The organism is Pseudomonas sp. BTN1, assembly GCF_001907715.1.
Taxonomy (GTDB): domain Bacteria; phylum Pseudomonadota; class Gammaproteobacteria; order Pseudomonadales; family Pseudomonadaceae; genus Aquipseudomonas; species Aquipseudomonas paracarnis.
The window spans coordinates 20,842-46,242 of the sequence record NZ_MPBM01000012.1 but is presented as its reverse complement, the minus strand read 5'-3'; the positions used below and the strand labels follow the sequence as shown (position 1 = coordinate 46,242).

Annotated in this window: 25 protein-coding genes and 1 pseudogene; 14 read left to right on the top strand and 12 right to left on the bottom strand. The window is 61.8% G+C overall.

What is annotated here, in order from left to right:
• Positions 1 to 145 precede the first annotated feature (145 nt).
• Positions 146 to 1,060: a GGDEF domain-containing protein gene (locus BMH52_RS05440; RefSeq protein WP_014718160.1), complete on the top strand. Its 915-nt coding sequence runs from the start codon at positions 146 to 148 to the stop codon at positions 1,058 to 1,060.
• Position 1,061: 1 nt separating this feature from the next.
• Positions 1,062 to 2,099, top strand: a complete 1,038-nt coding sequence (locus BMH52_RS05435; protein ID WP_072434451.1) for an AraC family transcriptional regulator — start codon at positions 1,062 to 1,064, stop codon at positions 2,097 to 2,099.
• Here the strand turns inward: BMH52_RS05435 and BMH52_RS05430 are convergent.
• The 4 genes from BMH52_RS05430 to BMH52_RS05415 form a co-directional block, all read right to left on the bottom strand.
• Positions 2,086 to 2,967, bottom strand: coding sequence for a LysR family transcriptional regulator (locus BMH52_RS05430; RefSeq protein ID WP_072434450.1), 882 nt, complete (start codon positions 2,965 to 2,967; stop codon positions 2,086 to 2,088). The two genes, BMH52_RS05435 and BMH52_RS05430, sit on opposite strands and share 14 nt — an antisense overlap.
• 197 nt (positions 2,968 to 3,164) lie before the next feature.
• A complete protein-coding gene (gene ycaC, locus BMH52_RS05425; RefSeq protein ID WP_003191905.1) occupies positions 3,165 to 3,782 on the bottom strand; it encodes an isochorismate family cysteine hydrolase YcaC in 618 nt (205 codons plus the stop codon).
• Positions 3,783 to 3,811: 29 nt separating this feature from the next.
• Entirely contained in the window at positions 3,812 to 5,650 is a 1,839-nt protein-coding gene (locus BMH52_RS05420) for an amidohydrolase (RefSeq protein WP_014718157.1), read from the bottom strand.
• Entirely contained in the window at positions 5,647 to 6,237 is a 591-nt protein-coding gene (locus BMH52_RS05415) for an antibiotic biosynthesis monooxygenase (protein ID WP_014718156.1), read from the bottom strand. The genes BMH52_RS05420 and BMH52_RS05415 overlap by 4 nt, the downstream gene beginning before the upstream one ends.
• 178 nt (positions 6,238 to 6,415) lie before the next feature.
• Here BMH52_RS05415 and BMH52_RS05410 point away from each other — a divergent pair, with 178 nt between their 5' ends.
• The 4 genes from BMH52_RS05410 to argE are packed head-to-tail and all read left to right on the top strand — an operon-like array spanning position 6,416 to position 10,012.
• Entirely contained in the window at positions 6,416 to 7,747 is a 1,332-nt protein-coding gene (locus BMH52_RS05410; protein WP_161981182.1) for an NAD(P)/FAD-dependent oxidoreductase, read from the top strand.
• A 23-nt stretch (positions 7,748 to 7,770) separates the two neighbouring features.
• A complete protein-coding gene (locus tag BMH52_RS05405) occupies positions 7,771 to 8,181 on the top strand; it encodes a RidA family protein (RefSeq protein WP_014718154.1) in 411 nt (136 codons plus the stop codon).
• Positions 8,182 to 8,192: 11 nt separating this feature from the next.
• On the top strand, positions 8,193 to 8,870 hold the full coding sequence (locus BMH52_RS05400) for a DUF1028 domain-containing protein (protein ID WP_014718153.1): 678 nt from the start codon (positions 8,193 to 8,195) through the stop codon (positions 8,868 to 8,870).
• Entirely contained in the window at positions 8,867 to 10,012 is a 1,146-nt protein-coding gene (gene argE / locus BMH52_RS05395; RefSeq protein ID WP_073843110.1) for an acetylornithine deacetylase, read from the top strand. Before BMH52_RS05400 ends, argE begins: the two co-directional genes overlap by 4 nt.
• 213 nt (positions 10,013 to 10,225) lie before the next feature.
• On the opposite strand, the gene BMH52_RS05390 is transcribed toward argE, so the two are convergent.
• Positions 10,226 to 11,137, bottom strand: a complete 912-nt coding sequence (locus tag BMH52_RS05390) for a LysR substrate-binding domain-containing protein (protein WP_014718151.1) — start codon at positions 11,135 to 11,137, stop codon at positions 10,226 to 10,228.
• A 250-nt stretch (positions 11,138 to 11,387) separates the two neighbouring features.
• Here BMH52_RS05390 and BMH52_RS05385 point away from each other — a divergent pair, with 250 nt between their 5' ends.
• From BMH52_RS05385 to BMH52_RS05370, 4 genes and pseudogenes are all read left to right on the top strand, one after another.
• Positions 11,388 to 12,803 carry a cytosine permease gene (locus BMH52_RS05385; protein ID WP_073843108.1) on the top strand — a complete coding sequence of 472 codons (1,416 nt, stop codon included), beginning with the start codon at positions 11,388 to 11,390 and terminating at the stop codon, positions 12,801 to 12,803.
• Between the two features lie 82 nt (positions 12,804 to 12,885).
• Positions 12,886 to 12,981: pseudogene (locus tag BMH52_RS29495) on the top strand (fructose-bisphosphate aldolase); the annotation flags it as partial.
• Between the two features lie 545 nt (positions 12,982 to 13,526).
• Positions 13,527 to 14,018 carry a GNAT family N-acetyltransferase gene (locus BMH52_RS05375; protein WP_014718149.1) on the top strand — a complete coding sequence of 164 codons (492 nt, stop codon included), beginning with the start codon at positions 13,527 to 13,529 and terminating at the stop codon, positions 14,016 to 14,018.
• 329 nt (positions 14,019 to 14,347) lie between these two features.
• Positions 14,348 to 14,746: a hypothetical protein gene (locus tag BMH52_RS05370; protein ID WP_072434446.1), complete on the top strand. Its 399-nt coding sequence runs from the start codon at positions 14,348 to 14,350 to the stop codon at positions 14,744 to 14,746.
• A gap of 121 nt (positions 14,747 to 14,867) precedes the next feature.
• Here the strand turns inward: BMH52_RS05370 and BMH52_RS05365 are convergent, their stop codons facing one another.
• Complete coding sequence (locus BMH52_RS05365) at positions 14,868 to 16,061, bottom strand: YgcG family protein (RefSeq protein WP_073843106.1); 1,194 nt, start codon at positions 16,059 to 16,061, stop codon at positions 14,868 to 14,870.
• Positions 16,062 to 16,193: 132 nt separating this feature from the next.
• Between BMH52_RS05365 and BMH52_RS05360 the strand changes: the two genes are divergently transcribed.
• Both BMH52_RS05360 and BMH52_RS05355 read left to right on the top strand, forming a co-directional pair.
• Positions 16,194 to 17,009 carry an alpha/beta fold hydrolase gene (locus BMH52_RS05360; RefSeq protein ID WP_072434445.1) on the top strand — a complete coding sequence of 272 codons (816 nt, stop codon included), beginning with the start codon at positions 16,194 to 16,196 and terminating at the stop codon, positions 17,007 to 17,009.
• Positions 16,999 to 18,135 carry a PAS domain-containing sensor histidine kinase gene (locus BMH52_RS05355; RefSeq protein ID WP_014718145.1) on the top strand — a complete coding sequence of 379 codons (1,137 nt, stop codon included), beginning with the start codon at positions 16,999 to 17,001 and terminating at the stop codon, positions 18,133 to 18,135. Before BMH52_RS05360 ends, BMH52_RS05355 begins: the two co-directional genes overlap by 11 nt.
• Here BMH52_RS05355 and dapF read toward each other — a convergent pair.
• Positions 18,132 to 18,935, bottom strand: a complete 804-nt coding sequence (gene dapF, locus BMH52_RS05350; protein ID WP_073843104.1) for a diaminopimelate epimerase — start codon at positions 18,933 to 18,935, stop codon at positions 18,132 to 18,134. The genes BMH52_RS05355 and dapF overlap by 4 nt on opposite strands.
• 156 nt (positions 18,936 to 19,091) lie before the next feature.
• Between dapF and BMH52_RS05345 the strand changes: the two genes are divergently transcribed.
• Positions 19,092 to 19,589 (top strand): AAA family ATPase, encoded by a 498-nt coding sequence (locus BMH52_RS05345; RefSeq protein ID WP_073843102.1) that lies wholly within the window; start codon positions 19,092 to 19,094, stop codon positions 19,587 to 19,589.
• A 42-nt stretch (positions 19,590 to 19,631) separates the two neighbouring features.
• Here BMH52_RS05345 and BMH52_RS05340 read toward each other — a convergent pair whose 3' ends face one another.
• Genes BMH52_RS05340 through BMH52_RS05330 form a run of 3 tightly spaced genes read right to left on the bottom strand, consistent with a single transcriptional unit; the run spans position 19,632 to position 21,888 of the window.
• Positions 19,632 to 20,042 carry an SRPBCC family protein gene (locus tag BMH52_RS05340; RefSeq protein ID WP_032903525.1) on the bottom strand — a complete coding sequence of 137 codons (411 nt, stop codon included), beginning with the start codon at positions 20,040 to 20,042 and terminating at the stop codon, positions 19,632 to 19,634.
• A gap of 26 nt (positions 20,043 to 20,068) precedes the next feature.
• Positions 20,069 to 20,866, bottom strand: a complete 798-nt coding sequence (locus BMH52_RS05335) for an SDR family NAD(P)-dependent oxidoreductase (protein WP_020301857.1) — start codon at positions 20,864 to 20,866, stop codon at positions 20,069 to 20,071.
• A gap of 11 nt (positions 20,867 to 20,877) precedes the next feature.
• Positions 20,878 to 21,888, bottom strand: a complete 1,011-nt coding sequence (locus BMH52_RS05330) for an aldo/keto reductase (RefSeq protein ID WP_072434444.1) — start codon at positions 21,886 to 21,888, stop codon at positions 20,878 to 20,880.
• Between the two features lie 111 nt (positions 21,889 to 21,999).
• On the opposite strand from BMH52_RS05330, the gene BMH52_RS05325 reads away from it, so the two are divergent.
• On the top strand, positions 22,000 to 22,884 hold the full coding sequence (locus BMH52_RS05325; protein WP_073843100.1) for a LysR substrate-binding domain-containing protein: 885 nt from the start codon (positions 22,000 to 22,002) through the stop codon (positions 22,882 to 22,884).
• Positions 22,885 to 23,014: 130 nt separating this feature from the next.
• Here the strand turns inward: BMH52_RS05325 and BMH52_RS05320 are convergent, their stop codons facing one another.
• Together BMH52_RS05320 and BMH52_RS05315 are read right to left on the bottom strand one after the other, a co-directional pair.
• Positions 23,015 to 24,307 carry an FAD-binding oxidoreductase gene (locus BMH52_RS05320; RefSeq protein WP_073843098.1) on the bottom strand — a complete coding sequence of 431 codons (1,293 nt, stop codon included), beginning with the start codon at positions 24,305 to 24,307 and terminating at the stop codon, positions 23,015 to 23,017.
• Positions 24,304 to 25,392: a polyamine ABC transporter substrate-binding protein gene (locus tag BMH52_RS05315; RefSeq protein ID WP_034125776.1), complete on the bottom strand. Its 1,089-nt coding sequence runs from the start codon at positions 25,390 to 25,392 to the stop codon at positions 24,304 to 24,306. Before BMH52_RS05315 ends, BMH52_RS05320 begins: the two co-directional genes overlap by 4 nt.
• Between the last annotated feature and the right edge of the window lie 9 nt (positions 25,393 to 25,401).

The window sequence follows — 25,401 nt, the reverse complement described above, 5'->3', positions numbered from 1 at the left end:
CAAGCCAGCTCCCACATAAGATATATGTTCAGCTGAAAAATGTGCCAAGGGCATGAGCTGATTCGACCCTCCCGCCCGTCATCCAACCGTCACATCCATCTGCTGTGCTGGCGCCCATTACTCATTTGCCCAAGGACCCGTGGCCATGTTTTCCGTGCTCAAACCCCACCGCTGGAAACTCGCGTTGCTCCTGATCGCCGCCAACCTCGGGCTGCTGCTGCACCTGGCCTGCGGCGAGCTCAAGAGCGTCAGCGAATGGGTATGGCTGGATATCATCGGCGAAGGCGGTTCGGCGCTGCTCGCGCTGATCTGGCTGGGCCTGGTGTTGAAAAGCCGCCCCGCCGGACGGGTCACCCAATACCTGGCGCTGGGGCTGTCGTGCATCTTTTTTTCCTGGTGGATCGACAGCCTCGACGAATTCATCCGCCTGCCTGATAGCGTGTCCTGGGACCACTGGCTGGAGTCAGGGCCAATGCCGGTGGGCATGATCCTGCTGACGATTGGCATTTATCACTGGCACCACGAACAACTGGCGATCAGCGCGCAAATGGAAAAACGCGAGCGGTTGTTTCGCGAGCACCGGCTATTCGACAAACTCACGCCCCTGGCCGGCGCCGACTACCTCAAGCGCCAACTCATCGACAGCCTGCGCGACAGCCAAGCGCAGCAACAACCACTGTCGTTGCTCGCCCTGGACCTGGATAACTTCGCCACCATCAACCAGGTCTACGGGCATGCCGAGGGTGATGCGGTGCTACAGGCGGTCAGCCACGTGCTGCTGCTCAACCTGCGCCGCCAAGACCTGTTGTGCCGCCTGGCGGGCGATCGTTTCGTGGTGCTGCTGCCCAATACCGGCGAGCGTCAGGCCCAGGGCCTGGCGCTGGAGTTGCAACACGCGGTGCAGAGCCTGGCCCACAAGACCCGGCAACAGGGCGAACGCCTGCAACTGGCGGCGACCACGGCGGTGGCAATGGCCTTGCAAGAGTCCCCCCACGAGCTGCTCACGCGGCTGAATATGGGCCTGGCCCGGGCCAAGCAACCCCTTGCGAAAAGCGCCTGAAATGGCCGTGAAAACCAGCTGGTATGAAAACGACAGCCGCTTCATCCCCGGTCACTATCAACCCGCCACGTTGATCGACCTGGGCTTGTCCCGGGACATCGACAGCCATCGCCTGCTGCGGGGCACCGGCCTGTTCCACGAAGACATCCTGGCCGGCAACGCGCGGTTGAGCCCGCAACAGTTTCTGGGCTTGATCGGCAACAGCCGCAAACTACTGGACGCCGATGACAGCAGTTTCCTGTTTGGCCAACGTCTGCTGCCCGGCTACTACGGCGCCGCCAGCCATGCGCTGGGGCATGCACAGAACCTTCATCAGGCCCTGGACATCCTGATCCAGCAACAAGTGCTGCTCAGCCCGCTGGCCACGCTGCAACTGGAACTGGATGAGCACCACGCTTACCTGTATTGGTTGGACAGTTGCGGCGCCGGCGAACACTGGCGCTTTCTGCTCGAAGCCAGCATGACCTCGCTGGTTGCCATGAGCCAATGGCTCAGCGGCCAGCGCTTGCCATGGGTGTGCAGTTTCAACCATGCCGAACCTCGGTATGTCGAGCAATACTGGGTGCATCTGGGCGAGCACACGCGCTTCGAACGCCCGCTGGATATGATGTGCATCCCCCGTGAATACCTCACCCACAACTGGCCGGGCGCTTCGGCCACGGCGGGCCAGGTCGCGCGCCAGCAAGCCCTTGAACAAATCGAGCAACTGGGCTTTGCCACAAGTTTTCTGGACTGCCTCTATGCCTACCTGCGCGAACATGTGCGCCAACCACCCAGCCTGGAACAGGCCGCGCACATCTTCGCCATGAGCCCGGCCACGCTAAAGCGCAAGTTGCAACGGCACGACACCGGTTTTCAGCAACAGGTCGACCGGGTGCGCAAGCATGTGGCCTTGCACTTGTACCTGGCCAAGGGCTTGAGTAACGAGGAAGTCGCGGCGTACCTGAACTTCAACGATGCGGCGAATTTTCGGCGTTCGTTCAAGCGGTGGACGGGCAGCACGCCCAACCTGATCCGCCAACTGTTCAGCAGCCGCTAGCGAGGCGTTCGCGCAGGAACTCCACCAGCGCTTGCACCGGGCGTGAACTCTGTCGGTGCTGCGGGTACACGGCCGACAGGGTCAAGGCCTCTGGGGCGAAGTCTTCCAATACCTTGACCAAGCGACCGTCCTTCAAGGCGTCGCTGACGATGAACGTCGGTAGATAGGTAACGCCCAGACCGGCTATCGCGGTATCGCGCAGCAGGTCACCGTTATTGACGCGCATGCGCCCACTGACGCTCAAGGCTTGCACCTTGCCTTTGAAGCGCCATTGCACCTGGCGGCCGTGGCCGTAGGGCAGGCAGTCGTGCGTGGTTAAGTCCTCGGGTTTCAAAGGTGTACCCCGCAACGCCAGGTAGTCGGGGCTGGCGCAATACACCCGCTCGATAGCGGCGATCCGTCGGGCGATCAGGGTGGAATCTTCCAGGGTGCCGATGCGTAGCACCAGGTCGTAGCCTTCGCCGATCAAGTCCACCGGGCGGTCGCTCAGGTCAACTTCAACGCAGACCTGCGGATGCTGACGCAGAAACAACGGCAACAGGCAACCCAGGTGCGCCATGGCGAACGACAAGGGTGCACTGAGGCGAATGGTGCCTCGGGGCTCGCTGTTCTGGCCAGCGATGCCCTGCTCCACTTGTTCCACCTCACCGAGCAGGCGCAAGGCCGACTCGTAGTAACTCTGGCCCAGCGGCGTGACGTCCAGGCGCCGTGTGGAGCGGTTAAGCAAGCGCACGCCCAGGCGGTCTTCCAGTTGGATCAGGCGGCGGCTGACGAATTGCTTGGACAAGCCCAATTGCTCGGCGGCGGCGGTGAAACTGCCGGATTCCATGACCTGGCAGAACAGGCGCATGTCTTCGAAGGGGTTCATTGTCGCTTCTCAGGGGACGATGGGCTGTTTTATAGCCTGTCAGTGGTCACACCACAAACCAAAATGTGAACACAATCAAATGTGGGAGCTGGCTTGCCTGCGATAGCGGTGTATCAGCCAGCAATGCTGTTGACTGATGCACCGCTATCGCAGGCAAGCCAGCTCCCACAGGGTTTTGCGGTGTTTTACCGACCAGGTTACTTGGCAGCGAACGCCGAGTAGCTGTTCATCAGGTTGCGGTAGTTGGGAATGCGCGGCGAGAGCAGGTTGGCCAGGCCTTCCATGTCGTTGCGCCAGTCCACTTGCAGCTCGCAAGCCACCGAGAACCAGTTGACCAGTTGTGCACCGGCGGCGGTCATACGCGCCCAGGCGGCTTGTTGCACGGTTTCGTTGAAGGTGCCGGAAGCGTCGGTGACCACGAAGACCTCAAAGCCTTCGTCAAGGGCACACAGGGTCGGGAACGCCACGCACACGTCGGTCACCACACCGGCAATGATGATTTGCTTGCGGCCGGTGGCCTTGACGGCCTTGACGAAATCTTCGTTGTCCCACGCGTTGATCTGGCCAGGGCGCGGAATGTACGGCGCGTCGGGGAACAGTTCTTTGAGCTCAGGCACCAATGGGCCGTTGGGGCCGCTTTCAAAGCTGGTGGTCAGGATGGTCGGCAGGTTGAAGAACTTCGCCACGTCGGCCAGGGCCAGCACGTTGTTCTTGAACTCGTTGGGGGAGAAATCCTGCACCAGGGAGATCAGGCCGGTCTGGTGATCAACCAACAAAACAACAGCATCGTCTTTGTTCAAGCGCTTGTAAGTCATGGGTAACTCCTTTAGGGATGGGGTGTTCTTCAAAAGGCAAAGCAGGAGCAGCCGAACGCACCCCAGAAACCCTGGAAGTCGCTGACCGGCACGCTGGAAAGGCGCGCTTTTTCATGGCTATGGGCATGCACGCCACAGGGGCCGCTGCACTGGTGAACCTGGGCCTGCATCGGCGACGTGGGGCGCCAGTGCCCCGGCACCTTGACCACCGGCGACCAGTCCGGCAGCACCGGTACCCGTGGCGGTGCGAAATCTTCGAAGTCGCCAGCGCCGTAAACGACCTTGCCGCCGACCACGGTCAGCACCGACTCGATCCACTTGATAGCTTCTTCCTCGACACTGAAAAAGTCCGCCGACAACGCGGCGACATCCGCCAATTGACCGACCTTGATCTGGCCTTTCTTGCCCTGCTCGGAGGAGAACCAGGCGCTGCCGTGGGTGAACAGCTCCAATGCGGTAAGGCGCGGCAAGCCCTCGGCGTGCAGCTCCAGGCCACCGACGGTGCGGCCGCTGACCATCCAGTACAGCGAGGTCCAGGGGTTGTAGCTCGACACGCGGGTGGCATCGGTGCCCGCCCCTACCGGCACGCCTTCGGCCAGCATGCGCTTGATCGGCGGCGTGGCTTCGGCGGCCTTGGCGCCGTAGCGCTCGACGAAGTATTCGCCCTGGAACGCCATGCGATCCTGAATCGCAATACCGCCACCGAGGGCACGCACGCGTTCGATGTTTTTCGGGGTGATGGTTTCGGCGTGGTCGAAGAACCACGGCAAGCCATTGAACGGAATATCGCGGTTGACCTTCTCGAACACGTCGAGCATGCGCGAGATGGACTCGTCGTAAGTGGCGTGCAGACGGAACGGCCAGCGCTGTTCCACCAGGTGGCGTACCACCGGTTCCAGCTCCTGTTCCATGGTCAGCGGCAGGTCAGGGCGGGGTTCGAGGAAGTCTTCGAAATCCGCCGCCGAGAACACCAGCATCTCGCCGGCACCGTTATGGCGCAGGTAGTCATCGCCCTGGTGCAGGGTGACGCTGCCGGTCCAGTGCTTGAAGTCGCTGAGCTCTTCCTTGGGCTTCTGGGTGAACAGGTTGTAGGCGATGCGCACCGTCAACTGTTGATCCTTGGCCAGTTGCTCGATCACCGCATAGTCATCGGGGTAGTTCTGGAAGCCGCCGCCGGCATCGATGGCGCTGGTCAGGCCCAGGCGATTGAGTTCCCGCATGAACTGGCGGGTGGAGTTGACCTGATATTCCAAAGGCAGTTTCGGGCCTTTGGCCAAGGTCGAGTACAAGATCATCGCGTTGGGCCGCGCCACCAGCATGCCGGTGGGGTTGCCGTTGCTGTCGCGTACGATCTCACCGCCCGGCGGGTTCGGCGTGTCCTTGGTGTAGCCCGCCACCCGCAGGGCTGCGCGGTTGAGCAAGGCGCGGTCGTACAAGTGCAGCACGAACACCGGGGTGTCCGGGGCGGCCTGGTTGAGTTCTTCCAGGGTGGGCATGCGCTTTTCGGCGAACTGGAATTCGTTCCAACCGCCCACCACGCGTACCCATTGCGGCGTGGGCGTGCGGTCGGCCTGGTCTTTGAGCATGCGCAAGGCATCGGCCAGGGACGGCACGCCTTCCCAGCGCAGTTCAAGGTTGTAGTTCAACCCGCCACGAATCAGGTGCAAGTGCGAGTCGTTGAGGCCGGGAATTACGGTGCGGCCCTTGAGGTCGATGACCTGGGTGCCGCTGCCGCGCAGGGCCATGGCTTCGCCGTCGGTACCGACGGCGACAAAGCGCCCTTGGTGGATGGCCACGGCGGTGGCGCGTGGGTTTTCCCGGTCCACGGTGTGGAACTGGCCATTGAACAGAATCAGATCGGCGTTCATAGGGTTTCCTTTACAGAGGCTTCAAGCCAGGGAGCGAACAGGCGGGTGGCCGCCGGCATCAGCAGGTACACCACCAGCAACACGATGGTCAGGGTGACCAGGAAGGTGGAGACCACGTAGTTGGACAAAAACGGGTGCAACCGCAGGATCGGCCCCCAGATAAACGGCAGCAGCAGGGTTTGCGGCAGGATCACAAACAGGCTGACCACCGCCTGCTTCCAGCGCGGCGGCTTGGCACCGCCCTCGGCCTGGGGCGTGAACCAGAATTCATTGGCCGCGCCGATTTCCGTCTGGTCGCCATCCGCGAGCATGGGCGCGGCTTCGTCGATCAGGGCCTGGCGTTGCGGGGAGCCGAGCCACAGCTCAAGGGCGTTGGTGGAGCTATAGCGCAGCACGCAAGTGAACAGCGCCATGCCGTTTTGCTGGCTGCGCACCACGTCAACGCCAAGGTGCCCAGGGCGTTCGCCCGCGATGCGCACGATGCGGCGCAGCCAGGCTTCGTACTCGACTTCAAAGCCGGGTTTGACCCGGTGCTTGACGACCAGGGTGACGACTTCGTCGGGGCGGGTGTTGGCGGTTGATTCCATGGCTGGGTGTTTCCCCGGAGCATTGAGCGATGGGGAGAGTGTGGCCGGTTGGCAGGTGTGGGGAATTGCATGTATGTGCTGTCTGGCAGGCATTCGCCGGCTCTGCATCCGATATTTATGCTCACTTCCCAACTTAATAATATTTTATTAATACCCCCCCGCCGCCTAACTTGACGTCATGCCCGAGCTGAATCCAACTGCATTACGCAAGGATAGAGACATGACTGTAGCGATAACAAAAATAGACACGCTGGTGGTTGGCGCAGGTCAAGCTGGCGTGGCCATGAGCGAGCATTTGAGCAAGCAAGGCGTGCCGCACCTGGTGCTGGAACGCAGCCGTATTGCCGAGCGCTGGCGCACCGGCCGCTGGGACTCATTGGTCGCCAACGGCCCGGCCTGGCATGACCGCTTCCCCGGCCTGCATTTCGATGACGTCCCCGCCGATGGGTTCGCACCCAAAGAGCGCGTCGCCGATTACTTCGAAGCCTATGCCCGTAAATTCAACGCGCCGATCCGCACCGGCGTGGACGTCACCTCAGTGGTACGCAACGAGGGGCGCCCCGGCTTTACCGTGCACACCAGCGAAGGCGTGATCGAAGCCAACCGCGTGGTAGCCGCCACCGGGCCCTTTCAAAAGCCTGTGATTCCCGCTATCGCGCCTAAAGACACCGCGCTGCACCAGATCCACTCCGCCGACTATCGCAACCCTGGGCAACTGCCAGCCGGCGCTGTGCTGGTGGTGGGCGCCGGCTCGTCCGGGGTGCAAATTGCCGATGAATTGCAGCGTTCCGGTCGCCAGGTGTACCTGTCGGTCGGCGCCCATGACCGCCCTCCTCGCGCCTATCGCAACCGCGACTTCTGCTGGTGGTTGGGCGTATTGGGCGAGTGGGACCAGGCGGCGATGAAACCCGGCCGCGAGCACGTCACCATTGCCGTGAGTGGCGCCCACGGCGGCAAGACCATCGACTTTCGCGAGCTGGCCCAGCAAGGCATGACCCTGGTCGGCCTGACTCACGCCTTCGACGGCACGGTGGCAACGTTCCAACCCAACCTGGTGGAGAACCTGGCGCGCGGTGATGAAAACTACCTGGCCTTGCTGGATGCGGCCGACGCCTATATCGAGCGCAACGGCCTCGACCTGCCCCTGGAGCCCGAGGCACGTCGCGTGTTCCCCGACGCTGAATGCATCAAGCAGCCGATCCTGACACTGGACCTGGCGGAGGCTGGCATCACTTCGATCATCTGGGCCACCGGATTTGCCGTGGACTACAGCTGGTTGCAGGTAGACGCCTTCGACGCCGCTGGCAAGCCGCAACACCAGCGCGGTGTCTCCAGCGAAGCGGGCATCTACTTCCTTGGGTTGCCATGGCAATCGCGGCGTGGCTCGTCGTTTATCTGGGGCGTGTGGCACGACGCCAAATACGTGGCCGACCATATCGCCATCCAGCGTCAGTACCTTGAGTACCGCGAAGCCGCCCCGGTTGCCCGCCAGTCCCCTGTCAGCGCCTGATCATTTTTCCCAGGAGTTTTTTGATGCCTACTCACACTCGCATTCGCATGTTCAACACCAAAGAAACCTATCCCAACCAGAGCCTGGACAACGACCTATGCCAGGCCGTGCGCGCCGGCAACACCGTGTACGTACGCGGCCAGGTGGGCACTGATTTCGACGGCAACCTGGTCGGCCTCGGCGACCCACGGGCCCAGGCCGAGCAGGCGATGAAGAACGTCAAGCAACTGCTGGAAGAAGCCGGCAGCGACCTCAGCCATATCGTCAAAACCACCACCTATTTGATCGACCCACGCTATCGCGAGCCGGTGTACCAGGAAGTCGGTAAGTGGCTCAAGGGCGTGTTCCCGATTTCCACCGGGCTGGTGGTTTCGGCCCTGGGCCAGCCGCAGTGGCTGATGGAAATTGATGTGATCGCGGTTATCCCAGAGTAAGGAGGCTAGCCATGACCTTTTCTATCGTCGGCCGTTGTGCAGAGACCGGCCAACTGGGCATTGCCATCAGCTCATCGAGCATCGCCGTGGGCGCCCGCTGCCCGTGGCTGCGGCCCGGTGTGGGCGCCGTGTCGACCCAGAACATCACCTTGCCGGCCCTCGGCCCGGACGTCCTCGACGGGCTGGAACAGGGCCTGGCTCCCGCCGACGCCGTCGATAAAGCGCTCACCCGCAACGGCTACAGCCAGTACCGGCAACTGACGGCGATTGACCACCTGGGCCGCAGCGTGCATTTCAGCGGCAGTCAGACCCTGGGTACCCATCACGCGGTATCGGGCGAGCAATGCGTGGCGGCGGGCAATATGCTCGCCGCCCCTGAAGTGATCACCGCGATGGTCACGGCCTTCGAACAGGGCGAAGGCCAGCTCGCAGACCGTCTACTGGCCGCGATGCATGCCGCCATCGCCGCCGGTGGCGAAGCCGGCCCGGTGCACTCCGCCGCGCTGGTGGTGGTGGGCGAGTTGACTTGGCCGATTATCAACTTGCGCGTGGATTGGGCCGACGAGGCGCCGATTGGCGAATTGCAAAAACTCTGGGATGCCTACCGCCCACAGGTGCAGGACTATATCGATCGCGCCCTCGCCCCCGACCGCTCCCCCGGCTACGGTGTGGCCGGAGACGACCGATGAGCCGCAGCCGCGACCTGCTGGAAACCCTGGTGGGCTTCGACACCACCAGCCGCGAGTCCAACCTGCAATTGATCGAGTATGTGCGCGATTACCTGGCCGGGCTTGGCGTCACCAGCGAGCTGGTCTACAACGCGCAACGCAGCAAGGCCAACCTGTTTGCCAGCATCGGCCCGGTGGAACTACCAGGTATCGTGCTGTCGGGGCATACCGACGTGGTGCCGGTGGATGGGCAACCCTGGAGCCTGCCGCCGTTCACGCTGACCGAGCGCGACGGCAAGCTGTTCGGGCGCGGCACCGCCGACATGAAGGGGTATATCGCCTGCGTGCTGGCGTTGGTGCCAGCGCTGGTCAAGGCGCCATTGCGCCTGCCGGTGCACATCGCCCTGTCCTACGATGAGGAAGTCGGCTGCCTGGGCGTGCGCTCGCTGCTCGCCGTTCTTGAACAGCGTCCGGTCAAGCCGATGTTGTGCATCATCGGCGAGCCGACCGAGCTCAAGCCGGTGCTGGGCCACAAGGGGAAGTTGGCGATGCGCTGCGATGTTCAGGGCCAGGCGTGCCACTCGGCCTATGCGCCCTCGGGTGTGAATGCGATTGAACACGCCGCCAAGTTGATCGGTGAACTGGGGCGCATTGGCCAACGGCTACGCGCGCGTCAGGACCCACGTTTTGACCCGCCGTTCAGCACGGTACAGACCGGCATGATCAACGGCGGCAAGGCCTTGAATATCGTGCCGGCCGACTGCCGCTTTGACTTTGAGGTGCGCGCCCTGCCCTCCATGGACCCGGGCGAAGTAGCTGAAGAGCTGCAGGCCTACGCGCGGCAGCAGGTGTTGCCGCGCATGCAGGCGGTCAGCAAGCAGAGTTCGATTCGGTTCACCGAGTTGTCGGCCTACCCAGGGCTGGTCACGGATGAGCGCAGCCAGGCGGCGCAATTGATTGCGACGTTTTGCGACTCGCAGGCATTCGGCACCGTAGCGTTTGGTACCGAGGGCGGGCTGTTCGATGCGGTGGGTATTCCCACCGTGGTATGCGGGCCAGGCAGCATGGACCAAGGGCATAAGCCCGATGAGTTTGTGAGCCTGGAGCAGCTCGATGGCTGCGATGCGATGTTGCAGCGGTTGCTAGGCTTTATCAGTACCTGAAGATATCGCACCACCTATGTGGGAGGGGCCAGCCCCAATGCCGATCAGTTAAGCGCAAATCCCTGTGGGAGCGGGCTTGCCCGCGAAGGCGGTGTGTCAATCACTGCATCGGTTACTGCACGACCGCTTTCGCAGGCAAGCCAGCTCCCACCTTTGATCTTCGTTGCGTTGAGCACTGTGTTCGCTTAACTGATCGGCATTGGGGTTTGGTGCTCAGCCCAGTAGTCGCGCCAACTCTTCGCGGCAGTAGTCGACAAACAACTGCACCGGTTTGGTCAAGGGTGCGCGGCGTAGCCAGACGGCGGACAACCCCGACCCCGTGACCGTTTCCACCAAGGGAATGCACACCACTTTCTGCCCATCATAGGTGTACTCGCTGAACGGTTTGGTCACCAGGATCGAGAACCCGAACCCCCGCCCCACCATGCCCCGCACCATTTCGATGGAGGGCGAGCTGAATACGATATTCGGGGTCAGCCCGCGTTCTTCGAAGATGCTCACGAAGTAGGTACGGCTGGGCAACACGTCCAGCAAAATCATCGGCTCCAGCACCAGGTCGGCCAGGGACACCTTGGCCTGTTGGGCAAAGCGGTGGTCGGCCGGCAGCAACGCATAGGGCTGTTGCGGCGGCATCAGCGGCGTGGTCTCGATGGTGCTGCCCAGGTCGTGCTCAAACAGCATCGCCACGTCGATACTGCCCGCCGTCAGCGCCTGCACCAGCTCCTGCTGCTCGCCATCGCGGATGCGGATCTCCACGCCCGGCCAGCGCGCCTTGAAACCGGCGATCAAGCGTGGCAAGTACAACGGTGCCACGGTTTCAAAACAACCGATGTCAATCTGCCCGGCCACCACATCGTTATCGGCCAGGGCGTTCTGCTCGAACTCATGGGCTACCCGCAACAGCTCCAACGCCTTGCGATAAAAGCGCGCGCCGCTGGGCGTGAGGGAAACGCCCTGGGCGTGATGGCGGATAAACAGTTGCACGCCAAAGCTGTCTTCCAGTTGCTTGATCGCCGTGGAAACCGACGGCTGGGCGATATACAGCTTGCGCGACGCCTCGGCAACGCTGCCGCATTCGGCCGTGGTCACAAAATATCTGAGCTGACGCAGGTTATAGGCTGCCATCGGCACCTCCCTAAACGTAGTTTTTTGCCCCAAACAAGTGCGCAGAAACACCGGTTTTTCAAGCCATTGACGTGCATGCAACATACCGGAGCAAAAAACCTCACGAGATACTTTTTTTAAGGTCTATAGCAACAAACTTACTAATTTACCTGCCTGCGCCCATTGCAGATGATCACTCCAACAACAAAGCGGTGCCCATGCGCCGCACAGCGAAGTACGCCCACGTACTCACCTTGCCTTGGAGCTCGTCATGGTTACCACTGCAACATCCTCCGCCCCGCTCATCGAAAAACACACGATTGGATACGTGCCCCCGGAAGATCGCCATGGAAAGGTAAGAGACCTGTTCACCCTGTGGTTCGGCGGCAACATCGCGCCGTTGCCGATCGTCACTGGCGCACTGGGTGTGCAACTGTTCCACCTCAACCTGGTGTGGGGCATTGTCGCCATCCTTGTCGGCCATTTGGTCGGCGGTGTGTTGATGGCATTGCACTCGGCCCAGGGCCCGCAAATGGGTATCCCGCAGATGATCCAGAGTCGTGCACAGTTCGGCTCCCTCGGCGCATTGCTGGTGGTGGTGATTGCCGGGGTGATGTACATCGGCTTCTTCGCCTCCAACATCGTGCTGGCCGGTAAATCCCTGCATGGTGTGGTGGACGCCGTGCCTGTACCGGTGGGCATCGTTATCGGCGCCATCGGTTCCGGGATCATCGGCATCATCGGCTACCGCTTCATCCACGTACTCAACCGCATCGGTACCTGGGTCCTCGGCGCAGGCATCGTGCTGGGCTTTGGCTACATCTTCACCCATGTGCAGACCACCGATTTCCTCACCCGTGGCAGCTTCAACATCTCCGGTTGGCTGGCCACTGTTTCCCTGGCTGCACTTTGGCAAATCGCGTTTGCGCCCTACGTGTCGGACTACTCCCGCTACCTGCCCGCCGACGTGCCGGTAGCCGCCACCTTCTGGACCACCTACCTGGGCTCGGCGCTGGGGTCGAGCCTGGCGTTCATCTTCGGCGCCGTGGCAGTGCTCGCCACGCCGGTAGGCATGGACACCATGGACGCCGTCAAACTCGCCACCGGCGCCATCGGCCCGTTGATGCTGGTGCTGTTCCTGCTCAGCGTGATCAGCCACAACGCCCTCAACCTGTACGGCGCGGTGCTGTCGATCATCACCCTGATACAGACCTTCGCCTACCGCTGGATCCCGACCGCGAAAAGCCGTGCGGTGATCTCCATCATCGTGCTGGCCGCCTGTTCGATTGCGGCGGTGTTTGCCTCCCAAGACTTCATCGGCCACTTCGTCGACATGGTGCTGGTGCTGCTGGTGGTGCTGGTGCCTTGGACGGCGATCAACCTGATCGACTTCTACGCCATTCACAAAGGCCAATACGACATCGCCTCGATCTTCCGCGTGGATGGCGGCATCTACGGCAAGTACAACCCGCAGGCGCTGCTGGCCTATGCGGTGGGGATCGTGGTGCAGATTCCGTTCATGAACACGCCGCTGTACGTGGGGCCGATTTCGCAGCACATCAACGGCGCGGACTTGTCGTGGGTGATGGGGTTGGTGGTGACGTCGCCGTTGTACTTCTGGTTGGCGAGTCGGGACAGTGCGTATAAGCGCCGGATGGACAGTGGGAAGTTGGTGAGTGGGGTTTGATACATCCTGTCGGTATGGCGGCTGTGCGTCGGAGACCTTCGGGTCTGCCGGGGGTGATTCTTCCTGGTCTGCGAACCCGCGCACAGTTGCCAATACCGCCCGGATCATGGTCCAGGATGTGGCGGATGTGTTTACGGTGATTGAAAAACACGGCCTTGATTCACCTGCTGTGCAGTAAGTTGTGAGAAAACCCGCCTCGGCGGTTTTTCTGGTTTTTGCGAAACTCAATCCTACCCGCTCCTACCCAGGCGGTAACCACGATGCGAAGCGAGCCGCTCTTGATCTGCTTTTGATCTTGCTTTTGATCTCAGGCGCCCCGTTAAACCACGCTGGCCGGAATTCGACAGGGATTTGGGGGGTAACCGCAGGGATGCCGAGTTTTGGGGCGAGGACCTTTTGGTTACTTTTGGGTCCTTCCAAAAGTGACCCGCTGTAAAAGCGGAACCCTAAGTGGCCGTTACCGCAGGAATGGATATGTACGCAATCAACTGTGTCGCCTGCCAGGCCGCCTTCGCAGGCAAGCCAGCTCCCACATTTGGATCGCGTAGGGTCAGATAGATAGGTGTCGGCCTTCAGGCCGTCATCGCAGGCAAGCCCCACAGTTTGATTGCGCAGCACCAAAGTTGAACCTCACGCTTCACCCGTCAGGGCCGGCCTTGCGGTGCCAAAGGTGCAAGGTTTCTCTATGATGTGGCCTTTCACTGAAAATCTCTGGAACGGCCCATGCCCACCCTCACCCTGCGCAACGCCCTGCCCACCGACGCAGCACGCTGCTTTGAAATCGAAACCAGCGCCTACGAGGGCGACGAAGCCGCCACGCTTGAAAAGATCACCACGCGTATCGCGCAGTATCCCGAGGGCTTTTTGATCCTGGAGGAAGATGGCGCAGTGGTGGGCTTCATCAACTCAGGGTGCGCCCATGAAGTGGTGATGTCGGACGAGGCCTTCAAGGAGTTGGTGGGCCATGTGGCCGAGGCACCGAATGTGGTGATCATGTCGGTGGTGGTCGACCCGGCCCATCAAGGCAAGGGCTATGCGAAACGGCTGATGACTGAGTTCGTGCAACGCATGCAGGCAATGGGCAAGCGCACCCTCCACCTGATGTGCAAGGCGCAGCATGTGCCGTTGTACCGAGCAATGGGCTACACCTACGTGCGCCCTTCGCCGTCGGATCATGGGGGTATGGCGTGGCATGAGATGGTGAAGACGCTTTAATGCAAGCCGTTGCACGAGTGATTGCAAAAGTGTTTCCAAGCGTGAGGCAACCAAAAGACCTGCAACGACCGAATGTGTTTCGGTGAGTGAAAAGCTGGCACTGCGCTGCGCTATCTGACAGCCAGCCTGACTTTTCGGAGCGTGGGCCGGACTGCGCCTATAGCCTTTTGACTCACTCGAAAACCAACACCTGATGCGGTTTCACGTTGTTACATCCAGCCAAAACAGACCTCGTTGAGCGCCTGCCCCAGGCGCTGTAGCCTGCGAAACGCCCTGTCAGGGCCACCCTCTGACAGGGTTAATTTCCAAGCAATCAGAGAGGTGCAATCATGTCTTCAATCAATGGCTCCGCCCCATTCGTACCCGCGTACCAGCCCGCTGCCAAACACCCTATCGATAACGATGTACCGAGGAAAAACTCTCTGGACAAACAGGCTGGAGAAGATGCCGAAGTGTCCAATGGCAAGGGCGGCTGGAAAAACATTGGCAATGCGACGCGCGACCACGCCAACCGCACTCGGCTGGATCGCAACTTCTTGCCTTCAGACAAAAAGACCGTCGATGACGCCCAGGTCAATACCAGGGCTGGATATCACGGCACCGGCACCCTGCCCGCCTTCCCAACTTGGGATGACAAGGCCTTAAACGACTCCGCGTCCAATGCCCAGCGTGAACCGATCGACTTCGAAATAAAACCTGACGGCAACGGCGGTTGGACCAAGGCGTGACAACTCCACTGTCTAAGCCGCTTTAGCACTCAGGGCTTTGCCGAACAACCAGTACCCAGGGGCTTCACCCTCAAAGGTAGAGTTCAGCGGTTGTTCCACTATGGGACAGCCGCCGAGTCATCTACCAACTGCCGGAAGCCCCCCCGCCACCGCTGGAACCGCCACCGCCCGACGAACTGCTGCTGGTGCTGGAGCCGCTGGAACCTGAGCTGGACCCGCCGCCGGAGCCAGAACCTTCGCCGACCTTGCCAAAGATAATCAGCGCAACAAACGATGCGATAGGAAATGCCAGCAACCAGGCGTCGCGATCGCCGTCCATCACCTGCCCCGCCACCCCATACACGGCCACCGCCGCCAGCAGTCGTACGCTAAAACCTGCGCGGCTGGTGCGCCAGGTCTGCCTCATGAGCAGCACCAGCACCAGGTACAACCCCAGCACCACCAAGACGCCCAGGGGCCACAGCAACCAGTGGGTGAAACTGACGTCTACGTAATGGTTTGCCACCACCAACCCGAGGATATAACCCAGCAGCCCGATCACGCCGTAAAACAGCGTGCGCACCTGCCACAACGCACCGAATAGCGCGCCGCCAATCAACAAGGTCAGCGGCATTGCAACGAGGAACATCGGCCAGTCCCGACCACCGGCCAATACCGTCAGCAACAGCGTGGCCGCAACTGCGATGATCAAAGCTCTGCACCAGTGCAACTTGCCAGCGGCGATCAGTGTACCGGCGAGCGCCCCCAGGACAAACGCCGCCAATATCGCGAAAAATTGCGGGTTGATCCCCGGCCCGGCCACTTCAGGCAGGTCGCCACCGTCCACCAGGACCACCAGCGCGCTCACGCCTTGCTGGATGCCACCGGCAAAATCGCCCTGACGAAACGCTGGAGTGAGACGTTCTTCAATGATGCGATGGGCCAGCAGGTCAGTGACGATGCCTTCCAGGCCATAACCCACCTCGATGCGCACTGTGCGGTCGGCTTTGGCCACCACCAGCAGGATGCCGTCGTTGACGTCCTTGCGCCCCAGCTTCCAGGCGCGGAACAGTTGGTTGGCATAGTCTTCGATGCCGCTGCTGCCGGTGGCCGGCACCAGCAATACGGCCACTTGCGCGCCTTTGCGTTGTTCAAGGTCGGCGAGTTGTTGCTTGAGGCGCAGCACGGTGCCCGAGTCGAGGGTATTGGTCAGGTCAATAACCCGCTGATCAAGGGCAACCCCAATCGGCGAGGTGTCCGCATGAGCGGCGATGAACAGGCTGGAAAACACCAGGGCCAGTAGGCTGAACACCGATTGCCGCACAAGCACGATCATGTATGGTTACCTGAAGTCTCTCCCTGAAGACGCCGACTTTACCTTATCTGCACGCAAACGCGTGACCCAGGGCCTGCGACTATCTAAACTGCCCGCTAAGCTGCATAGCAATTAGCCATCCACGAGAACCCCATGGACCTACGTCACCGCAACAATGTACATGTGATGGGCAAAGGTCCCTCGACACTGGTGTTTTCCCACGGCTTTGGTTGCAACCAGGCCATGTGGAATGCCTTGGCACCGCACTTTCTCGAGCGCTTTCGCGTGGTGCTGTATGACCTGGTCGGCGCCGGCCTGTCGGACTTAAGTGCGTTCGACAAAACCAAATACAGCCGCCTGGATGGCTATGCCCATGACCTGAACGAGATTATCGACGCCTATGCCCAAGGCCCGGTGATTCTGGTGGGCCACTCGGTCAGCGCGATGATCGGCACCCTCGCCGACCGTTTCCTCCCGGGCCGCATTGCCGCACACGTGATGATTGGCCCATCGCCACGCTATATCGATACCGAGGAATATGTCGGCGGTTTCCAGCGCGACGACATCGACGACCTGCTCGACACCCTCGACAGCAACTACCTGGGCTGGTCCAGCGCCATGGCCCCGGTGATCATGGGCGCCCCGACGCAGCCGCACCTGAGCGAGGCGCTCACCGAGAGCTTCTGCCGCACCGAGCCGGACATCGCCAAGCAGTTCGCCCGCGTGACCTTCCTCTCGGATAACCGCCAGGATGTGTTCGGCCTGACCACCCCGGTACTCATCCTGCAATCGACCGACGACCTGATCGCCCCCGTGGCCGTGGGTGAATACCTGCACGCCGTACTACCTAACAGCACTTATTGCCTGGTCGAGAATGTCGGCCATTGCCCGCATATGAGCGCCCCCCAGGCGTGTGCAACGGCGATGGACCGGTTCCTGGCCCCTTGGGCGGCTGCCGATGCCCGTTGACCCGCTGTTTGACAGCGCGGCGTGTGCCCTGGCGGTGACCCAGGAAGATGGCACGATCCTGCACGTCAACCCGCGCTTGTGCGACTGGCTGGGCTTTACTGCGGCCCAGCTGCTGGGCCGGCGTTTCCAGGACCTGCTGGCCATGGGCGGGCGGATTTTTTACCAGACGCACCTGGCGCCGATGCTGCGTATGCATGGCAGCGTCACCGAGGTGAAGCTCGACATCCGTCATTGCAACGGGCACAAAGTCACGGTCTTGCTCAACGCCAACCGGCGCCAGCAGCCCGACGGCGTGGTGTATGACTTGGCGCTGTTCGGCACCACCGACCGTGACAAGTACGAGCGTGAGCTGCTCAATGCCCACAAGCAGGCTGAAGCCCTGCTGCAGGAAAAAACTGCTACGGAACTGGCCCTGCAACAGGCCCAGGCCGAACTGAGCGAGGCCTATGCCATTGCCCAGCGCCGGGCGTTGTTTGCCGAGCAGATGGTGGCGATTGTCAGCCATGACCTGAAAAACCCACTCACCGCGATCCGCATGGCCTCCGACTTTCTCCAGCGTGGCGAGCGCACGGCCAAGGAGCGCCAGTTGTTGGGGCACATCGGCCAGTCGTCCGAACGCGCCCACCGCATGATCGCCGACCTGCTGGACTTCACCCAGGCCCGGGTCGGCCAGGGCATTACCATCAAGCCGCAACCGCTGGACCTGCACAGCGTTATTCATCGCAGCGTCGACGAACTGCGGGTGGCCTTCCCCAAGGCCACGCTGGTGCATCACGCCGAGGGCCAGGGCGACGCGTGCCTGGACGCCGACCGCGTGCAACAGATGATCGGTAACCTGGTGGCCAACAGCGTGGCCTATGGCGACTTGCTGCAGCCGATCACCATTACCTCGCGCCTGGGCGATAACACCTGCGCGGTCGCGGTGCACAACCACGGCCCGGCAATTCCCCAAACCCTGCTGGCCGGATTGTTCGAACCCATGACCCGCGGCACCGACCAGGGCAGCGACGTGCGCAGCGTAGGCCTGGGCCTGTATATCGTGCGCGAACTGGCCAGAGTACATGGCGGCGACGTGGCGGTGAGTTCATGTGCGAGCGCCGGCACCACGTTTACCGTGAAGTTCTAGTCCAGGTACGCGGTGCCCTGCATGATCGGCTCGACCCGGCCGGTCAATATCACCCCGCCCCGCCCGTCCCATTGCACCGTGACCGCGCCGCCGTCGCACTGGACCTCCACACGCTCATCGAGCAGCCCTCGCCGGATGCCGTTGACGACCGCCGCGCAACAGCATGAACCGGACCCCAGCGGCACACCTCCGCCACGCTCCCAGATACGCAGGCGGATATGGCCGCGGTCCAGCACTTGCACGAAATGCACATTGGTCCTGGCCGGAAACAGCGGGTGAACTTCCAGGGTCGAGCCCATGGCTTCAATATCGAGCGCCGTCACATCCTCCACAAAAAACGTGCAATGCGGGTTGCCCATGCTGCACGCCGCCGGCTGGCCGTCGATAGGCAACACGCAGGTGTCCATCGCCCTGGCCAAGGGTACCGACGCCCAGTCCAGCGAGGGTGGGCCCATATCCACCGACACGCGCTGCCCATCAGCACGTGTGCATGTCAGCAAGCCACGGTCGCTGCCCAGCACGATGCTTTGGGTGCCAGCCTCATGCATCAGGCGATCCGCCACGCCACGCGTCGCGCTGCCGCAGGTTTGCAAGCGTGTTCCGTCCGGGTTCCAGAACTGAACGCGCGCAGCAGCCTCCTCACAGTCGAGCACCACCGCCAGCTGATTGAAACCGATGCCGGTGCGGCGGTTACCCAAGTGGCGGGCAATCTGCGCAGTAATAGGGTTATCCTCGCCACGGCGGTCAATGATAATGAAGTCGTCGCCGTGGGCGTGCATCTTCACGAACGGCAGGGTCATGGGCGCTCCTGTGGGTGAAATGAGTCAAGCGGTTCTAATACCATTGTAGGAGCGAGGTTGCTCGCGAAAAACTCACAGGCGCCGCGTTTATTCAGGGAGTGCGCGTTATGGTTGGCGTTTTTCGCGAGCAGCGCGCCTACAAAGGGTTGAAGGGTCATGCTTATTGTATTCAGCGGCTTGCCCGGCAGTGGCAAGACCACGATTGCCAGGGAGCTGGCGCGACAGTTGGCCGCGGTTTACCTGCGTATCGATGTGATTGAGCAGGCGCTGCGGGAGGCTGCGGTGTTGGTAGGCGATGTGGGGGCCAGCGGCTACGCGGTGGCGAATGCGCTGGCGCTGAGTAACCTGCGCCTGGGGCAGCGGGTGATCGCCGATTGTGTGAACCCCGTGAAGGAAAGCCGCGATGCCTGGCAAGCGGTGGCGACAGCGGCCGGTGTGGCGCTGAGCAATATCGAGGTGGTGTGTACCGATCAGCAGGCGCATCGGCGTCGAGTCGAAGGGCGTGTGGGCGATATTCCCGGGCTGGTGCCGCCGACCTGGGAATCGGTGCAGGCGCATAAGTACGAACGCTGGGAAACCCCACCGTTCAGGCTGGATACGGCGCAGATGACGCCGGCAGAGGCTGTCGCGGCAGCCTTGCTCCATATAGGCTAAAACCCACCTGTGGCGAGGGAGCTTGCTCCCTCACCACATTCTTTAGAAGTTACCGCGCAACGCCTCAAGCCCGCCTTCGTAGACACCGGCAAACAATGCCTCGACTTGCGCCTCGGTGGTACCCGCTGCCGGCGTGAACACGCCGGACCAGGTCACTTTCGCCGAGGTGTCCGTCAGCGCTTCAACCTGCAAGGTCGCCAAGTAAGCACTCACCGGAAACGGCGAGGCTTCGATGGTGTAGCTGTAGGTGCGCGCCACGTTGTCGAAGGTCTGCAAACGCTCGACAATCGCGCCGCCGTCAGCGGTGGTCAGGTGACGCACACGGCCACCCTCGCTCGGCTCGCTCTTGGCAATCAAAGGCAGCCAGTCAGGCAGGCTGTTGAAGCCGCCAATCAGTTGCCAGACCTGGTCGGCCGACACCGCAATTTCAATCACAGAAGACGCTGTTGCCACGATCAATACTCCAGTCAGGAAAAAAATCAGATTGCCATGCTGTCGACAACGCCACCGTCGACCCGCAGCGCGGCACCGGTCGTCGCCGAAGACAGCGGTGAAGCAATGTACGCCACCAGGTTCGCCACTTCATCCACATTGGCCGCGCGCTGGATGATCGAGGTGGGCCGCGCATGGCGCACAAATACATCCGCTTCCTCTCGGGCACTGCGCCCGGATTCGGCCGTGGCGTCCTTGAGCATGTGTTCCAGGCCATCGGTAAAGGTCGGCCCCGGCAAGATAGCATTCACCGTCACCCCAGTACCCGCCAGGCGCTTGGCCAGGCCGTGGGACACCGCCAGGTTGGCGCTTTTGGTCACCCCGTAGTTGATCATGTCGGCCGGCGTCGCCACGCCAGACTCCGACGACACGAAGATCACCCGGCCCCAGCCCTGCTCGACCATACCCGGCACATAATGCCGCGCCAGGCGCACGCCGGAGATCACATTGACCTCATAGAAGCGCGCCCACTCACTGTCCGGCGCGTCGAAGAAATCCACCGCGTCGAAGATGCCCAGGTTGTTGACCAGAATGTCGGCGCGGGGTTCGGCGGCGAAAAGTTTCTGTGCGCCTTCAACGGTGCCGAGGTCGGCCACCACACCACGCAGTTGAGCAGCCGGAACCGCTTGGCGAATGCTGGCCAAGGCGTCGTCCACCTTGCCTGCATCCCGCCCGATCACCACCACCGTGGCACCGGATTGCGCCAGGGCCTGGCTGATACCCAGGCCAATCCCGGCGGTGCTGCCGCTGACAATAGCCACTTTGCCACTTACATCAATTTTCATGCTCAAGCTCCTTAACGTGAGAGAGGCAAAGGTGCACGGTCCGAGATCAAGCGGGCCTCGCGCAACGCCTGCCAGAAGGCTGCTGGAATCTGTTCAGACAGCGCCGCGACGTCTTCGGCAATCCGCCCCGGACGACTGGCACCAGGAATCACCGCTGCCACTGCCGGATGGGCCAGTGAAAACTGTAGCGCAGCGGCCTTGATACTGACGCCAAACGCCTGGGCAATTGCCTTGATCTGCTCGACCTTGGCAATGATCGCCGGGCCGGCTTGCTGGTATTCAAAGTGCGCACCGCCAGCGAGGATGCCGGAGCTGTACGGGCCACCGACAACGATCTCGACCTGCTGGGCGTGGGCCGCGTCCATCAGGCGCTGCAAGGCGCGGTCGTGGTCCAGCAGCGTATAGCGACCCGCCAGCAGAAAACCATCAGGCTGGGCTTCGGCCAGGTCCAGGGTCAACTCGCAAGGCTCGACACGATTGACGCCCAGCCCCCAGGCCTTGATCACTCCTTGCTCGCGCAAACGGGTGAGTACTTTGAAGGCACCAGTGCGGGCCTGGTTGAAGTATTCCAGCCATTGGTCGCCGTAAAAATCCTGGGCGATGTCGTGAACCCACACGATGTCCAGGCGATCGGTTTGCAGGCGTGTCAGGCTGTCTTCAATGGAGCGCAGGGTGGCGTCGGCGCTGTAGTCATTGAGTATTTTATTGGGCCGGCCGTGTTCGAATACGCCGCTTTTTTCGCCAAGGTCACGGGCGGTTTCTTCGACTTCATCGAGAATCACCCGGCCGACCTTGGTGCTGAGCACGTAGTCGTCGCGGTGATAGTTGGACAGCGCTTGGCCCAGGCGAATTTCCGACAGGCCCGAGCCGTAGAACGGCGCGGTATCGAAGTAACGCACGCCCTGGTTCCAGGCGGCCTGGACGGTGGCCTGGGCTTCTGCTTCGGGGATGGCGCGGAACATATTGCCCAAGGGGGCGGTGCCAAAGCCCAGTACGCCGGGCAGTGTGTCTTTCAAGCTCATGTGGTTCCTCAATCGGTGCGAGGTCGCGGTGACCGTTGAGCAGATGCTAGATTGCGCCCATCAGACCGTCCAAGACATACTGCGACCAACTTGAGTCCTTGCAGGTCTTACATGATTGATCTACGCCAGTTGCGCTACTTCGAAGTGGTGGCCGAAGAAGAACACGTCGGCCGCGCCGCCGAGCGCTTGCACATTTCCCAATCGCCCCTGAGCCGGCAGATCGCCCAGCTCGAGGAACGCCTGGGCCTGACCCTGTTCGAGCGCAGCCAGCAGCGCATCCGCCTGACCCGCGACGGCCAGACCTTCCTGGCCGAAACCAAGGCCCTGCTGACCCACGCCAACCGCCTGGAGTCCCTGGGCAAGCGCCTGGGCCGCGGCGAAGAAGGCGGTTTGTGCATCGGTTATATCGAAAACGCCATGCACGCCGGTGTCTTGCCCAATGCCTTGCGCATACTGCGCGACGATAGGCCCGCCGTGCATATCAAGCTGTATAACCTGCCCTCCCTGGAACAACTGGAAGGTTTGCGCCAACGCAGCCTGGACATCGCCCTGGTGAGCGAACCACCTGCCGCCGACGACCCGGACCTGACCGCCTGGCAAGTCCTCGACGACGCGATGCTGCTGGCTCTGCCCGAACAGCATCCGCTAGTTCAACAACATGAACTGTTACCCGAGCACCTGGCCGACCAACAATGGATCGGCGTGCAGCGCAAACCTGGCGCCAACCCGGCCGATGATTTCGTCGCCGCCTGTATCCGTGCCGGTTTCACCCCGCAGATTCCCATGGAAGCCAGCGAGCCCTTTACCGCACTGGGCCTGGTGGCGTCCGGGCTGGGGGTGGCGATGGTGCAAAAAGGCCTGAGCCGCAACGCACCGCCAGGCGTAGTGTTGCGCGAGCTGCCGTGGCTGGCCTACACCACACCGCTGTGGGCGGCATGGCACCGCGTCAACTTGAGGCCGTTGGTGGAAACCTTTCGCAAAGTGCTGACCGACTGATCGTTTCCACGCTCCGCTGATCGTTCCCACGCTCCGCGTGGGAATGCATCCCATGACGCTCCGCGTCACTAAACGGCGGGACGCGGAGCGTCCGCGGCGGCGTTCCCACGCAGAGCGTGGGAACGATCAATCAGAGCACTTCGCGCAACCGATACCACAACATCCCCAACGCCAGCAGTGGCGAACGCAGCGCCTTGCCACCGGGAAAGGTCATGTGCGGCACCTGGCTGAAAATATCCAGGCCCTGGCTTGCCCCCGCGTGTATCCCTTCGGCCAGCAACCGTGCGCACCAGTGCGTCACGTTCAAGCCGTGACCGGAATAGCCTTGGGCATAGAACACATTGGGGTACTGCTTGAGCCGCCCGACCTGGGGAAAGCGGTTGGCGGTGATGCCAATCTTGCCGCCCCACTGGAACTCGATAGCCGTGTTGGCCAACTGTGGGAACACCTTGAGCATTTTCGGGCGCATGTACGCGGCGATGTCCTGGGGGTCGCGCCCCGAGTAGTGGCAGGCACCGCCGAACAACAGGCGCCGGTCGGCAGTCAGCCGGTAGTAATCCAGGCCGACTTTCTGGTCGCACAGCGCCAGGTTCCGCGGGATCAACTGCTGGGCTACTGGTTCAGGCAGTGGCTCGGTGGCGATGATGTAGCTGCCCGCCGGCAGCACCTTGCCGCTCAAGCGCGGCTCCAGTTCCTCAAGATGGGCATTGCATGCCAGCACCAGGTTGGCTGCGCGCACGCTGCCGCCTGTGCAGCGCACCCGCACCGTCTCGCCATGGATCAGCTCCAGCACCGGGCTGTACTCAAAGATACGCACCCCGAGGGCCTCGGCCGCCTGCGCTTCACCCAATATCAGGTTGAGCGGGTGCAGATGCCCGGAACCCATGTCGACCAGGCCGCCGGCATACATAGCAGAGCCCACCACCTGTGCCATGTCTTGTGGGCCGACCAGCCGCGTTTCATGGGCATACCCCACGGCCGCCAGGTGCGCCTGTTCGCCCTTGAACGCCGCGAACTGCGCCGGAGTATTGGCGAGTTCGCAAAAGCCCCAGCGCAGGTCACAGTCGATGCCGTGCTCGGCAATGCGCTGGCCCACCAGGGCGACCGAGTCGATACCGGCTTGCTCCATATAGCGCACGCCCTCCTCGCCCACGTATTTGGCAAACCCGGAGACATCATGGCCAATGCCACGGATCAATTGCCCACCGTTGCGCCCGCTGGCGCCCCAACCGATGCAGCGCGCTTCCAGCAGCACCACCGAAAGCCCGCGCTGGGCCAGTTCAATGGCGGTGTTGACCCCGGTGAAACCGCCGCCGATCACACACACATCGGCGCTCAGGTCTGCCTCAAGTGCGGGCCGCTGCACCATGGCATTCGCCGAAGCGCGGTAATAGGACGGGGCATGTTCATTGGACTGCATCATCGGTTGGACTTCACTTTGCTCCAGGCGCGGGTCATCACGCGCATGGTCGCCGGCGTAGGCGTGGTGGAGATATAGAGTTTGTCGAGTACGTCCTGGGGCGGGTACACCTCAGGATTGTTCACCAGCTCCGCAGGCATGAACGGCTTGGCGGCCGGGTTGGCGTTGGCATAGCCCACCGAGGTGCTGACCTTGGCAATCACCTCAGGCTCAAGCAGGTCGTTGATGAACGCATGGGCTTCTTTAGGGTTGCTCGCATCGGCCGGAATCGCCAACAGGTCGAACCAAAGGTTAGAGCCTTCCTTGGGGATCGAGTACGCAATGTTCACCCCGTTCTTGGCTTCCTTGGCGCGGTTGGCGGCCTGGAACACATCGCCGGAATAACCGAAGGCCACGCAGATATTGCCGTTGGCCAGGTCCGAGATGTACTTGGAAGAGTGGAAATAGGTGATGTACGGCCGCAGCGTCAGCAGCTTGGCTTCGGCCTGCTTGTAGTCCTCGGCATTCTCGCTGCGTGGGTCCTTGCCCATGTAGTTGAGGATCGCCGGGAACAGCTCATCCGCTGAATCGAGGAAGGCCACGCCGCACTCATGCAGCTTCTTGATATTTTCCGGTTCAAACAGCACGGCCCACGAGTCGATGCGGTCGATGCCCAGCACTTGCTTGACCTTGTCGACGTTGTAGCCAATGCCATTGGTGCCCCACAGGTACGGCACCGAGTGCGCATTACCGGGGTCGTTCTGTTCCAGTAACTTCAGCAGCTTGGGGTCCAGGTTCTTGAAGTTGGGCAACTGCGCGCGGTCAAGCTTGAGGAACGCGCCGGCCTTCACCTGGCGCGCCAGGAAGTGGTTGGACGGCACCACCACGTCATACCCGGTGCGCCCGGCCAGCAACTTGCCCTCCAGGGTTTCGTTGGAGTCGAACACATCGTAGATCACCTTGATGCCGGTCTTGGCCTGGAAATCCGCCAAGGTGGTCTCGCCAATGTAATCGGTCCAGTTGTAGACACTCACCGTCGGCGCCGCCTGACCGGCACCGCTGAACGCCGCGACCAGGGCCAGTGGAAGAAGCTTGTTCACAAGACGCATATCGTCACC